The sequence below is a fragment of the Nitratireductor sp. WH36-1 genome (assembly GCF_058725515.1).
Window position 1 is genome coordinate 1,960,242 of sequence record NZ_CM178970.1, and the last position, 14,407, is coordinate 1,974,648.

Consider the following 14,407-nt stretch of genomic DNA (forward strand, 5'->3'; position numbering starts at 1 on the left):
CACCCACGGCATGACGGTGAGAGTGGATCTCTATTGCTCGCGTGTGACGACGGACGGCACAACCATTAATCTGGAGCCGCTTTTCACCGTGAATGGCTATGCATATCCCCGTCCGGGCAGTATACGAGTTAAGACCTGTCCTGCCGGGATGATCGCCAGGGCCTTTTATGGTCGGCATCGATCCACCGCCTCTGTACCCTGGGCCAGCCAGGTTGGAATCCTGTGCAACAAGCTGGAGCTGAAAGCCGGACAGTGGATTCACTTCAATACGGCGTCCAACTCCGGCCGTCTTGATGCCGGCGTGATTGAAGGCAACGCGGGTCACTACAGTCGCGGCCCGTTTTGCTTAGGCAGCGATGACAGACTGTTTGCCGGTTATGCGCCTCAGCGCGGTGGCGCAGGGTATGACGGCATTCGCGCATACTGTGGCTATTTCGCCCAGGCCAGACTTTCGGCCACGATTGCCTTCAGCGATTTTGCATGGGACACGACAATTGGCGGAAGCGGCTGGAACACGGCGCTGGCTCAGGGGGGCACGGCGCTTACAAATGGAGCCGCTGCCGATGTCTATGCGCTGCCAGGCGACAATGACGCTATGTCCTTCCAGAGCGCGCACGAGCTCTATGTCACGCCAGCGAGCAATTACGGAGCGCTGGTTAATCAGCGCCCGACCGGAATAAATGCGACCACCTATGTGGAAACGGGGTCATGCGCCGGGGGCAATGCATTTGCTCTTGTCGATGAGCAGGACGGAACCTGTGGACTGACGATCAATGGCCTGCCCGATATAGGTGTGAGCGGCACCGCCCCGGCGAGTTCCTTTACAGGCTATGGCGTTGCGCAGAATTTCACCATGACGGCCACGAATCATGGTCCTGGTGCGACCGATGGCGATGACGGGTTTACGCTGGTTGCCACGCTCCCCGCTGGTTGGTCGACCAGTGGCACATTGCCGGCGGGTTGTACGGAAAGCGGTGCGGTGGTTACCTGCAGCCTTAATGCAACGGCGCTTGCGGCCTCGTCAGGGCCGGGTGTTGCGGGAGGGACGGTCAGCTTTGCTATCCCTGTTGCTGTCAACCTGCCAGCGATGGCAGGCGATTACAGTGTAAGCGTTGTTCTGGGGCGATCCGCGCCGGATGGAGACGCCGATGCGACGAACAACGATTTTAACACCGGCAATGACAGCGCTAGCGTTCCCCTGAGTTTCCCCGCCGCGCCATCTTTATCGGTCCTGAAGACATCTGTCCTGAACAGCAATGGAACGATCAGCTACACATTCAAGGTGGAGAACACGGGCAATGTGACGTTGACGGATGTTGCGCTGACCGACAATCATGCGGCAGTGACGGGCAGTCCGATTGCGACCCTTGCACCGGGTCCCACCAATGCGGTGACGCTGACGGGGACCTACACGGTGTCGCAGGCGGATATCGATGCCGGTCATGTGGACAATCTGGCGAGCGCCACGGGCAAGGATTCAGCCGATGCGGATGTGACGGCGCAGTCGCATCCGACCGGCGGGACGGCGGGCACGGCGACGCGGACGGACATTGCGCAGACGGCTTCGAGCGACTTCATCAAGACGGTGACGCATGTCGACACGGACAATGACGGTCTGCTGGATGCGGGCGAGCGCCTGAACTACGCGTTCAGTATCAAGAACACGGGCAATGTGACGCTGTCCAATGTGACGGTGACGGACACGCGGGCCACGCTGACGGGTGGTCCGATTGCCACGCTTGCGCCTGGCGTGACCGATGCGACGACGATCACCGGTTACTATGATGTGACGCAGGCGGACATCGACAGCGGCAGCGTGGATAATCTGGCGTCGATGAGTGCGAAGGACCCGAAGGGGAACCCGGTCGAGAAGCAGTCACGCCCGCCCGGCGGGACCGCAGGCGACAGCACCAGCTTCAAGGCGACCGCGTCGACCGGTCTTTCGGTCCTGAAGACATCTGTCCTGAACAGCAATGGAACGATCAGCTACACATTCAAGGTTGAGAACACGGGCAATGTGACGCTGACGGATGTTGCGCTGACCGACAATCATGCGGCAGTGACGGGCAGTCCGATTGCGACCCTTGCACCGGGTCCCACGAATGCGGTGACACTGACGGGCACCTATACGGTGTCGCAGGCGGATATCGATGCCGGTCATGTGGACAATCTGGCGAGCGCCAAGGGCAAGGATCCGGGCGATGCGGATGTGACGGCGCAGTCGCATCCGACCGGCGGGACGGCGGGCACGGCGACGCGGACGGACATTGCGCAGACGGTTTCGAGCGACTTCATCAAGACGGTGACGCATGTCGACACGGACAATGACGGTCTGCTGGATGCGGGCGAGCGCCTGAACTACGCGTTCAGCATCAAGAACACGGGCAATGTGACGCTGTCCAATGTGACGGTGACGGACACACGGGCCACACTGACAGGCGGTCCGATTGCCACGCTTGCGCCTGGCGTGACCGATGCGACGACGATCACCGGTTACTATGATGTGACGCAGGCGGACATCGACAGCGGCAGCGTGGACAATCTGGCGTCGATGAGTGCGAAGGACCCGAAGGGGAACCCGGTCGAGAAGCAGTCGCGCCCGCCCGGCGGGACCGCAGGCGACAGCACCAGCTTCAAGGCGACCGCGTCGACGGGTCTTTCGGTCCTGAAGACATCTGTCCTGAACAGCAATGGAACGATCAGCTACACATTCAAGGTTGAGAACACGGGCAATGTGACGCTGACGGATGTTGCGCTGACCGACAATCATGCGGCAGTGACGGGCAGTCCGATTGCGACCCTTGCACCGGGTCCCACCAATGCGGTGACGCTGACGGGGACCTATACGGTGTCGCAGGCGGATATCGACGCCGGTCACGTGGACAATCTGGCGAGCGCCACGGGCAAGGATCCAGCCGATGCGGATGTGACGGCGCAGTCGCATCCGACCGGCGGGACGGCGGGCACGGCGACGCGGACGGACATTGCGCAGACGGCTTCGAGCGACTTCATCAAGACGGTGACGCATGTCGACACGGACAATGACGGTCTGCTGGATGCGGGCGAGCGCCTGAACTACGCGTTCAGCATCAAGAACACGGGCAATGTGACGCTGTCCAATGTGACGGTGACGGACACGCGGGCCACGCTGACGGGTGGTCCGATTGCCACGCTTGCGCCTGGCGTGACCGATGCGACGACGATCACCGGTTACTATGATGTGACGCAGGCGGACATCGACAGCGGCAGCGTGGATAATCTGGCATCGATGAGTGCGAAGGACCCGAAGGGGAACCCGGTCGAGAAGCAGTCACGCCCGCCCGGCGGGACCGCAGGCGACAGCACCAGCTTCAAGGCGACCGCGTCGACCGGTCTTTCGGTCCTGAAGACATCTGTCCTGAACAGCAATGGAACGATCAGCTACACATTCAAGGTTGAGAACACGGGCAATGTGACGCTGACGGATGTTGCGCTGACCGACAATCATGCGGCAGTGACGGGCAGTCCGATTGCGACCCTTGCACCGGGTCCCACCAATGCGGTGACGCTGACGGGGACCTATACGGTGTCGCAGGCGGATATCGACGCCGGTCACGTGGACAATCTGGCGAGCGCCACGGGCAAGGATCCAGCCGATGCGGATGTGACGGCGCAGTCGCATCCGACCGGCGGGACGGCGGGCACGGCGACGCGGACGGACATTGCGCAGACGGCTTCGAGCGACTTCATCAAGACGGTGACGCATGTCGACACGGACAATGACGGTTTGCTGGATGCGGGCGAGCGCCTGAACTACACCTTCAGCATCAAGAACACGGGCAATGTGACGCTGTCCAATGTGACGGTGACGGACACGCGGGCCACGCTGACGGGTGGTCCGATTGCCACGCTTGCGCCTGGCGTGACCGATGCGACGACGATCACCGGTTACTATGATGTGACGCAGGCGGACATCGACAGCGGCAGCGTGGACAATCTGGCGTCGATGAGTGCGAAGGACCCGAAGGGGAACCCGGTCGAGAAGCAGTCGCGCCCGCCCGGCGGGACCGCAGGCGACAGCACCAGCTTCAAGGCGACCGCGTCGACCGGTCTTTCGGTCCTGAAGACATCTGTCCTGAACAGCAATGGAACGATCAGCTACACATTCAAGGTGGAGAACACGGGCAATGTGACGCTGACGGATGTTGCGCTGACCGACAATCATGCGGCAGTGACGGGCAGTCCGATTGCGACCCTTGCACCGGGTCCCACCAATGCGGTGACGCTGACGGGAACCTATACGGTGTCGCAGGCGGATATCGACGCCGGTCATGTGGACAATCTGGCGAGCGCCACGGGCAAGGATCCAGCCGATGCGGATGTGACGGCGCAGTCGCATCCGACCGGCGGGACGGCGGGCACGGCGACGCGGACGGACATTGCGCAGACGGTTTCGAGCGACTTCATCAAGACGGTGACGCATGTCGACACGGACAATGACGGTCTGCTGGATGTGAATGAACGCCTGAACTACACGTTCAGCATCAAGAACACGGGCAATGTGACGCTGTCCAATGTGACGGTGACGGACACGCGGGCCACACTGACGGGCGGTCCGATTGCCACGCTTGCGCCTGGCGTGACCGATGCGACGACGATCACCGGTTACTATGATGTGACGCAGGCGGACATCGACAGCGGCAGCGTGGACAATCTGGCGTCGATGAGTGCGAAGGACCCGAAGGGGAACCCGGTCGAGAAGCAGTCGCGCCCGCCCGGCGGGACCGCAGGCGGCAGCACGGAGTTCGAGGCTGAGGCCCGTGGCGCGCTGGATATCGTGAAAGTGGCTGTGTTGAATGATGTCAACGACAATGGCTATGCCGATAAAAACGAGACGATCGATTATCGTTTCACTGTCACGAATATCGGCAATGTCACTCTGTCGGAGATCGCGGTGGAAGACAGCAAGGCCGAGATAACGGGCAGCCCGATTGTCTCTCTCGCGCCGGGTGACAGCGATACAAGCGTTACGGGCAGCTATACGATCAGGCAGGCGGATATCGACGCGGGTTCATTTGAGAACGTCGCTACAGCGACTGGCAAGGATCCGCACGGTGAGACCGTTACAGCCCAGTCTCGCCCCGAAGATGGCAATCCGGGCGAAGCGACGGTGATCAGGTTCAAGCTTACCCCGCTCATTGAACTCGATCTGGTTGGTGTGTGGATCGATACGGACAAAAGCGGTTTTCCCGACCCGACCGAGCCCGTGAAATACACTTTCACAGTCAGGAATACCGGCAATGAGACGGTTGAGAACATTACCATCAACACATTCGATGTGGCGGCAGTTTCCGTCAGGAAATCGTCGGGGCTGTTGCGTTTGCGCGCGCTCGTTCCCGTCTCCGGCGGCACATTGCCAAGTCTGGCGCCGGGAGACAAGGACTCTTCGACCTTCAGCGCATCCTATCTGCTCACGCAGTCCGATATCGATGCCGGTAAACTGATTGCAACGGCGCAGACTGTTGGTGTGGCTGTGAACGGCACGCCTGTTTCAGATATCTCGGACGACCCGCATGACTTCACCGATGTCGATACCGAGGGCGATGAAGAGCCGGACGATCCGACTGTCACGGTTCTGCCTCAGAAAGCAGCTCTGGCGTTGATGAAAACGGGCGAATTTCAGGGGAGTGGCGAGGCTATTGCCCAGCCCGGCGATACGATCCTCTATACATTCACGGTGACGAATGACGGCAATGTGAGCCTGTCAGATGTGACCCCGGTAGATGTCGGACCTCGCTTCAATGAGCGCCCCGCCAAAGGGCGGATGTCGAGTTTCTCGCCACCGGGCGCGGATCTCGGAGCGGGAGAAAGTGCGGTATTCACCGCAACTTACACGCTGACACAGGGAGACATCGCTGCTGCACAGGGTGTTGAGGACGGTGTGAAGAACACGGCGACGGCCTCGGCCACGGGACCGCAGGGCCAAAGCGTCACGGCGCCGGAGGCTGAAGGTGTTGTCGAGCTTCCGGGCTATGCAGTCAGCAAGACGACCGCGCTTGGCCAGGTGCGCCGTGGCAGTCGGGTGCCTTACACGATCCGGGTGAAAATGCTTGGCGTTCGAGGCTCCAGCACTGTCAATGTCGTAGACATGACGCCGCCCGGGCTGGTCTTTGCTCCGGGGTCGGCAAGACTGGGCGATACGGCCATCGCTCCAGTGGTTGCGGGGCGGAAGCTTGTCTTCAACGACATTGTCCTGAAAGAGGGCGAGGCTGTCGAGATTACGCTTGAACTCCTGGTAACCTCTGCGGCCAAGCCCGGTGAGTATGTGAACCGGGCATGGGTGGAGGATCTTGAAGGGACATCCATCTCGCGCATTGCAACGGCGGCGGTGGAGGTCGTTGTCGAAACCGTGTTTGACTGCGGCGACATCATAGGCAGGGCGTTCGATGACAGAAACCGCAATGGTTATCAGGACAGGGGGGAGCCCGGTCTGGCCGGCGTTCGGGTTGCGACCGTGAAAGGCCTTCTGGTCACCGCAGATGCGGAAGGGCGCTTCCACATCCCCTGTGCAGACCTGCCGGACCAGCGGATTGGCACGAACTACATCCTGAAGCTCGACACGCGTTCACTGCCTTCCGGCTATCGTCTGACGACTGAGAACCCGCGGGTGGTTCGCCTTACGGCCGGGAAGGCGTCGAGGTTCCTGTTCGGCGCTTCCGTTGGTCGTGTCATGCGGCTTGATCTGAGCGACGCTGCCTTTGAGGAGGGCGGGGCGGTGCTGCGCCCTGAATGGCAGTCTGGCATTGCCCGGATGATCGAGCTGCTCAACAAGGAGCCATCGTCCCTGCGGCTGGTCTACACAGAGACAGGGGAAGGCCAGCGTCTGGCCCAGAAGCGCATCAAGGCGGTGCGCAAGGAGATTGCCAGTGAGTGGCGGAGGGTCGGCGCCCGATATCGGCTGGACATAGAGATTCGCGTTCAGGCGTTTCGAGCGCTCCCAGACCGGCCTCAAAGTGCTTTCGGCTACAGGTAGGGCGTCTTGTGAACAGCGGGAAAGGCCTTGTGGTTCAAGGGCTGTACGCTGATCGCTAACGGTAAGTATACGGTCAGACTACTGAAGCCCGCGGGATATAGACGCCATGTATCGTTCATCGTTTCTCTGCACTTGAAGGCGAAGTGCGTTCGCGCTTCTCCAAAGTGCTCTTCTGGTGGTGACTAGAGCAAAAAGTGATAGTTCGATGAGGGCCTGCCAATGTTGTCACGCAACAGACCGTACCAACCGTCGTTCCTCATTTTTGATGAGCGCCGACAGCTGGGTGTGCGCGAGCATCGAACTCCAGCGCAGTCGTCTTCCAGAGATGTTGCTGCGTCCTCTTCAGCGAATTTGGCTCTTCCGGAATCCGCTGTTCGGTGAGGTGTGGAACCGGCCCTGCTTCCTTAGGAGCAAATCCGCTTTGCGTGTCCGGTACCGTTTGAAAACGCTCCGCTCCCAGTGATTGGACGCACCAGTTGGACGCCATTTTCTCAGCAATTTGTATCATAGGTCGGTCATCATGAACATGAAATACCGCATGAACACGCTCCGGAACGGCTTTGCAGGCGGTGTGGGACGAAGCATTTTCAGGAAAATTCTGACATATCTGGCTTTGTTGTTCATTGCTTTTTGGGGTGGTGGTGGCTGGGCCCAGGCTGGTGAAGGGTTTGCGATCACGGGTTTTTATAATGGTGGCCTAATTGGCAAGAGCACGGGCCAAACTGGCCTCACACGATGCCCGACCGGCTCATTTGTGCGTGGGGTGCGACACTACGACAGGGCCAATGTCGGCTGGGCCCCCGGATATGGGATGACAACCAGAGTAGACCTTCTTTGTTCGAGAGTGACCACTGATGGCACGACTGTGTCCATGGGATCGTCTTTCTGGGTGAATGGCTACGCATATGACGAGGTCCAAGCAATCCGGACCGCTGTTTGTCCGACCGGAATGATTGCCAGGGGATTTTACGGTCGGGACAGGAGGACTAATACCGATGCCTTGTCCAGCCAGGTTGGCATTTTATGCACCAGGCTGGATTTGAAAGCCGGACAATGGATTCACTTCAATGTTGCCTCCAACTCCGGTCGCCTCGATGCCGGCTTGATTGAGGGCAACGCACCCCATACCAGTCGTGGCCCGTTTTGCTGGGGGAATGCTGACATTGCATTTGCCGCTTACGCGGCTCAACGTGGCGGAGAAGGTTATGACGGCGTCCGCCCTTATTGCGGCCGCTTCGGCCAGGCCAGGCTGTCAGCCGCAATGGTGTTCAGCGATTTTGCATGGGATCAGACTGTTGGTGGAGTCGGCTGGAGCACGGCTTTGGCTCAAGGAGGAACAGTACTCCCTAATGGAGCCGCTGCAGATGCCTACGCGTTGCCAGGCGACAATGACCCTTTGCTTTTCCAAAGCGCCCATGAGCTCTATGTCACGCCCGCCAGCAATTATGGAGCCCGGATTCAGCAGCGACCGGCGGGAATAAATGCGGACACCTATGTAGAAGCGGGCTCATGCGCGGGGGGCAATGCATTCGCACTTGCCGATGAACAGGATGGCACCTGTGAGCTGGTCATCAACGGCCTGCCTGATATCGGCGTTACTGCGACTGCTCCGGCTGGTCCCTTTAGCGATTATGGCGTTACGCAGACTTTTACCATGACGGCTACGAACTATGGGCCCGGAGCGACCGATGGAGATGATGGCTTTACGCTAATTGCCACACTTCCAGCCGGCTGGACGACCAGTGGCGCACTGCCTGCGGGCTGTGTACAGGGCGGTTCTACCGTGACCTGTAGCCTTGATGCTACGCCTCTAATGGCGTCTTCCGGACCGGGCGCTTCCGGGGGGACGGTCAGTTTTGACGTTCCTGTTGTGGTCGAAGAGCCCACTGAGGCGGGTGATTACACCGTACCCGTTGTTCTTGGGCGATCTGCGCCGGATGGAGATGCTGACGCGACCAACAATGATTTTGATACAGGCAATGACAGCACAGATATCGTGCTGAGGTTTCCTCCAACGCCCTCTTTTACAGTCCTGAAGACGTCCGTCCTGAATGGCAACGGCACGATCAGCTATACGTTCAGGGTTGAGAACACGGGCAATGCGACGTTGACCAACGTAGTTCTGAGCGATGATCATGCGGCGGTGACGGGCAGCCCGATTACCACACTCGCGCCCGGTCCCGCCAATGCGGTGACGCTGACCGGAACCTATACGGTGACGCAGGCGGATATCGATGCCGGTCACGTGGACAATCTGGCGTCGGCCACGGGCAAGGACCCGGACAATGCGGATGTGACGGTGCAGTCGCACCCGACCGGTGGGACGGCGGGGACGCCGACACGGACGGATATTCCCCAGACCGCGTCGAGCGACTTCATCAAGTCGGTGACGCATGTCGACACGGACAATGACGGTTTGCTGGATGCGGGGGAACGCCTGAACTATGCGTTCAGCGTCGAGAACACGGGCAATGTGACGCTTTCCAATGTGACGGTGACGGATCCACGGGCGACGATCTCAGGCAGTCCGATTGCGAGCCTTGCACCGGGCGTGACCGATGCGACCACGATCACCGGCTATTATGACGTGACGCAGGCGGACATCGACAGTGGCAGCGTGGACAATGTGGCGTCGATGAGCGCCGAGGATCCGAACGGGGACCCGGTTGAGCTGGACTCACGTCCGCCCGGCGGGACTGCGGGTGACAGCACAAGTTTTACGGCAACCGCTTCGACCGGTCTTTCTGTTCTGAAGGCCTCGGTTCTGAATGGCGATGGAACAATTACCTATTCCTTCACGGTGGAGAATACGGGCAATGTGACGCTGACCGATGTCGCATTGACCGACGATCACGCGACTGTGACGGGCAGCCCCATTGCAACGCTTCTGCCGGGTCCCGCGAATGCGGTCACGCTGACGGGCACCCATACGCCGACGCAGGCGGAGATCGACGCCGGTTATGTGGACAATCTGGCGAGCGCCACGGGCAAGGATCCGGGCGATGCGGATGTGACGGTGCAGTCGCACCCGACCGGCGGGACGGCGGGCACGCCGACGCGGACGGATATTCCGCAGACCGCATCGAGCGACTTCATCAAGACGGTGACGCATGACGATACGGACGGGGATGGGTTTCTGGATGCGGGCGAGCGCCTGAACTACACGTTCAGCATCGAGAACACGGGCAATGTGACGCTCTCCAATGTGACGGTAACGGACACGCGGGCGACGCTGACAGGCGGTCCGATTGCAAGTCTTGCGCCGGGGGTGACCGATGCGACGACGATCACCGGTTATTACGATGTGACGCAGGCGGACATTGAAAGTGGCAGTGTGGACAATCTGGCGTCGATGAGCGCCGAGGATCCCGACGGAGACCCGGTCAATCAGGATTCGCGCCCGCCGGGCGGCAGTCCCGGCGACAGCACAAGTTTCACGGTTGCATTTGATGGCGCTCTGGATGTGTTGAAGACGTCTGTCCTGAACGGTGACGGGACGATCAGCTACACGTTCACGATCACGAATCCCGGCAATGTGACGCTGACCAATGTGGTTCTGAGTGACGATCATGCGGCAGTGACGGGCAGTCCGATTGCGACCCTTGCACCGGGTCCCACAAATGCGGTGACGCTGACGGGGACCTATACGGTGTCGCAGGCGGATATCGATGCAGGTCACGTGGACAATCTTGCGAGCGCCACCGGCAAGGATCCAGTCAATGCGGATGTGACGGTGCAGTCGCATCCGACGGGTGGAGCAGCGGGCACGCCGACACGGACGGATATTCCGCAGACCGCGTCGAGCGACTTCATTAAGACGGTGACGCATGACGATACGGACGGGGATGGGCTCCTGGATGCCGATGAGCGGCTGAACTACGCGTTCAGTGTCGAGAACACGGGCAATGTGACGCTCTCAAATGTGACGGTGACAGATCCGCGGGCGACGCTGACAGGCGGTCCGATTGCCACGCTTGCACCGGGTGTGACCGATGCGACGACGATCACCGGCTATTACGATGTGACGCAGGCGGACATCGACAGTGGCAGCGTGGACAATGTGGCGTCGATGAGCGCCGAGGATCCGAACGGAGACCCGATCCATCAGGATTCGCGTCCGCCGGGCGGCAGTCCCGGCGACAGCACCAGCTTTACGGCAGATGCCGAAGGCGCAATTGATATGATCAAGGAAGCTGTTCTGAGCGACACGAATGAGAATGGTTTTCCGGACAAGGGCGAGTTCATTGAGTTCCGTTTCACCGTTACCAACACGGGAAATGTGACGCTGACGGATATTTCCATCGAAGACGAAAAGGCGGATATCTCGGGCAGTCCGATTGCAGGGCCTCTTGCGCCCGGGGATGCTGATACAAGCGTGACGGGGCTCTACCGGATTACGCAGGCCGATATCGACGCCGGTGTTTTTGAGAACATCGCCAGCGCCACCGGCATGGAACCGCAGGGTGACACGGTTACGGTCGAGAGCCGGCCCGCTACTGGGCAGCCGGGGGAAAAAACAACGTTCACCTTCGCGCTGAACCCGTCTATCGAACTTGATCTCCATGATGAATGGGTTGATTCGAACAGCAACGGGTTTCCGGATCCGAATGAACCCGTGAACTACACGTTTACGGTGAGGAATACCGGCAATGTGACGGTCGAGAACATCGCCTTGGCCTCGTTTGATGTGGCGGTCAACAGCAGTCCTGGCGCTTCCGAAGCTCCGCAGCCACAGGTCCAGGTTGCTGTGCCGGGCGGTGCGCTTGCCAGCCTTGCGCCTGGCGGGGAGGACAATACGACTTTCACCGCGTCCTATCTTCTTACGCAGGCGGATATTGATGCCGGCGGGGTCACTGCAAAGGCAAAGACTCAGGGGCTTGCGGTTGGCGGAACACCCGTTTCGGATCACTCGGATGACCCGTTGGATAACGCGGACACGGATATCGAAGGGGATGGCGAGGCGGATGATCCGACTGCGACCCCGTTGTTGCAGAACGTGGTGCTGACGGTTGACAAGACTGGTGCGTATGAAGCCGATGACCTGGGGTTGGCCGAGCCCGGCGACACGATCCTCTATACGTTCACGGTGACGAATGACAGCAATGTGAGCCTTGAGGATGTGGTGCCGGTTGATGCCGGACCGCGCTTCAACGGACACCCCGGTGGCGGCAGCATGTCGCCCTTCTCGCCATCGAGCGTTGACCTGGCCGCCGGTGAAAGCGCTGGCTTTACCGCCCGCTATGCGCTGACGCAGGGCGACATCAATGCGGCTCAGGGCATTGAAGACGGTGTGAAGAACTCGGCGTCGGCGACGGGGACGGGGCCGCGAGGTCAGACCGCTAAGGCACCCGAAGTCGAAGCGCTGGTCGAACTGCCGGGGTTTGCGATCAGCAAGATGGCATCGCTGAGCGAAGTTAACCGTGGCGGCAGGGTGCCCTATACGATCCGGGCCAAGCTGCTTGGGCTTCCTGGCTCCACAACGGTGAACATCGTGGACCTGATGCCGCCGGGCCTGAGTTTTGTGCCGGGGTCGGCCAGACTTGACGGTGCGGCCATCACCCCTGTGGCGGTGGGCCAGCAGCTTACCTTCGAAAATGTCACGCTGGCCAAAGACAGTGCTGTTGAGATCACGCTTGATCTCGCCGTCGCTGCGGCAGCCAAAACGGGCAAACATGTCAACCGGGCTTGGGTAAGCAGTCTTGATGGCAGGCAGCTGTCTGGGGTGGCGACGGCTGTGGTGGAAGTCATGGCTGATCCGCTGTTTGATTGTGGCGACATCATCGGCAAGGTGTTCGATGACAAGAACCGCAACGGGTATCAGGACGATGGGGAGCGCGGTCTTGCCGGTGTTCGGGTTGCGACGGTGAAAGGGCTTCTGGTGACGGCGGATGCGGAAGGTCGCTTCCACATCGCCTGTGCGGATCTGCCCGATCACCGTATAGGCTCGAACTACATTCTGAAGCTCGACACGCGTTCCCTGCCTTCCGGCTATCGTCTCACGACGGAGAATCCGCGTGTCGTCCGCCTGACTGCCGGCAAGGCCTCCAAGTTCCTGTTCGGTGCTTCCGTTGGTCGTGTTGTGCGGCTTGATCTGAGCGACGCGGCCTTTGGCGAGGGTGTGGTGGCTCTGCGTCCTGAATGGCAGGCTGGCCTTGCCCGGATGGTCGAGCTGCTCGACAAGGAACCGTCGGTTCTAAGGCTGGTCTATACGGAAAATGGAGAAGGCAGGCGTCTGGCCCAGAAGCGTCTCAAGGTGATGCGCAAGGACATTGCCAGGGAATGGCGGAGGGTCGGCGCCCGCTATCGGCTGGAGGTCGAAGCCAAAGTCCTGTCGGGCTCTCGCTGATAAAGCAGACCTCCTCCGGTGATTTGCTGGAGGAGGTCCGTGATGCGTCGGACCTTAAACGGCCTGTCAGTCCTGCAGGACGATCCGGTCGCCGCGCAGTTCGAAGCCGGAAAGGGTGTTGATGAAACTCATGCCCAGAAGGCTCTGCCCAAGGCGGCCGGGCTGGGCGATGTAGACCGGCACATCGCTGCGCGCGATTGCGCCTATGCGCACTTCCTGCGCCCGGGCGCGGGCGACCATGGCGGTGCCGTTGGCGGTCGCGACCGGGATCTGAAAACGCAGCGTGGACGGGTCGAAACCAGCCCGTCTCGCATCGTCGTCGGACAGAACGATGCTGCTCGCACCTGTGTCGATCAGCATGCGCAAAGCCTGTCCGTTCACATCGGCGATCACCTCGAAATGCCCGTTGGCCGAGCGCTCCACCATGACCCGGGCATTGCCCTCGCTGCTGACCATGGAGACGGGGCTGCCGGGGATGAGGCCGACCGTGACGCGGCTTGCGACATCCTGAAGCTCGTAGCGATACTGATAGACGGCGATGAGTGCGAGAAGCAGGAACACCCAGAAGGCGAGGGAGCGTGCGGCTTCGCCAATCCGCATGCCCGATCCCAGAATGCCGACCAGCAGGACCGCGCCCCAGAGCCCGAGATAAAGCGTTGCGGCAAAGGTGGCGTTCTCCAGCCCGAGGACGCGGCCGGAATCGTGATTGGCGATCAGCAGGATCAATCCGCCGCCAAGCAGCGCCATGACAATCCAGAAAAGCCGCATGGCTATTGCTCCTGTGCGCGCGTTCGTGCGAGCCGGCTCCGCCGGGTTTCGCGTCGTGGTTTGCGTTCTATCGTCTCAAGACGCGCTGGAAGTGCGTCCATGATTGCGCCGCGCTCCTCGTCCGACATGGCGATCCAGCCGGCGATCTCCTCGCGCGTGCGCCCGCAGCCGAAGCAAAGTCCCGATGTCAGGTCGATGGAGCATACGAGGATGCAGGGAGATTTCATGTCAGGCATGGTCTTTCCAGTGTTCTGCCAAGACATGGGGCATGGCGTCCTGTG

The 14,407-nt window shown here is 60.5% G+C and carries 4 protein-coding genes; 2 read left to right on the forward strand and 2 right to left on the reverse strand.

All coding sequences use genetic code 11. The features are described 5' to 3' along the window. Positions 1–10: 10 nt before the first annotated feature. Both AC4PTT_RS09195 and AC4PTT_RS09200 read left to right on the forward strand, forming a co-directional pair. Positions 11–7,012: a DUF7507 domain-containing protein gene (locus AC4PTT_RS09195; protein WP_492162561.1), complete on the forward strand. Its 7,002-nt coding sequence runs from the start codon at positions 11–13 to the stop codon at positions 7,010–7,012. Between the two features lie 1,813 nt (positions 7,013–8,825). Further along, entirely contained in the window at positions 8,826–13,358 is a 4,533-nt protein-coding gene (locus tag AC4PTT_RS09200; protein ID WP_492162602.1) for a beta strand repeat-containing protein, read from the forward strand. 66 nt (positions 13,359–13,424) lie between these two features. On the opposite strand, the gene AC4PTT_RS09205 is transcribed toward AC4PTT_RS09200, so the two are convergent. Then, complete coding sequence (locus AC4PTT_RS09205) at positions 13,425–14,126, reverse strand: retropepsin-like aspartic protease family protein (RefSeq protein WP_492162562.1); 702 nt, start codon at positions 14,124–14,126, stop codon at positions 13,425–13,427. Positions 14,127–14,128: 2 nt separating this feature from the next. Next, positions 14,129–14,353 (reverse strand): DUF1289 domain-containing protein, encoded by a 225-nt coding sequence (locus AC4PTT_RS09210; RefSeq protein ID WP_206546393.1) that lies wholly within the window; start codon positions 14,351–14,353, stop codon positions 14,129–14,131. Positions 14,354–14,407 lie beyond the last annotated feature (54 nt).

Bases quoted from the DNA above. Each gene is read 5' to 3' on its own strand.
- AC4PTT_RS09195 (WP_492162561.1), top strand. From the start codon at position 11: ATGACGGTGAGAGTGGATCTCTATTGCTCGCGTGTGACGACGGACGGC.
- AC4PTT_RS09200 (WP_492162602.1), top strand. From the start codon at position 8,826: ATGGCGTCTTCCGGACCGGGCGCTTCCGGGGGGACGGTCAGTTTTGAC.
- AC4PTT_RS09205 (WP_492162562.1), bottom strand. From the start codon at position 14,126: ATGCGGCTTTTCTGGATTGTCATGGCGCTGCTTGGCGGCGGATTGATC.
- AC4PTT_RS09210 (WP_206546393.1), bottom strand. From the start codon at position 14,353: ATGAAATCTCCCTGCATCCTCGTATGCTCCATCGACCTGACATCGGGA.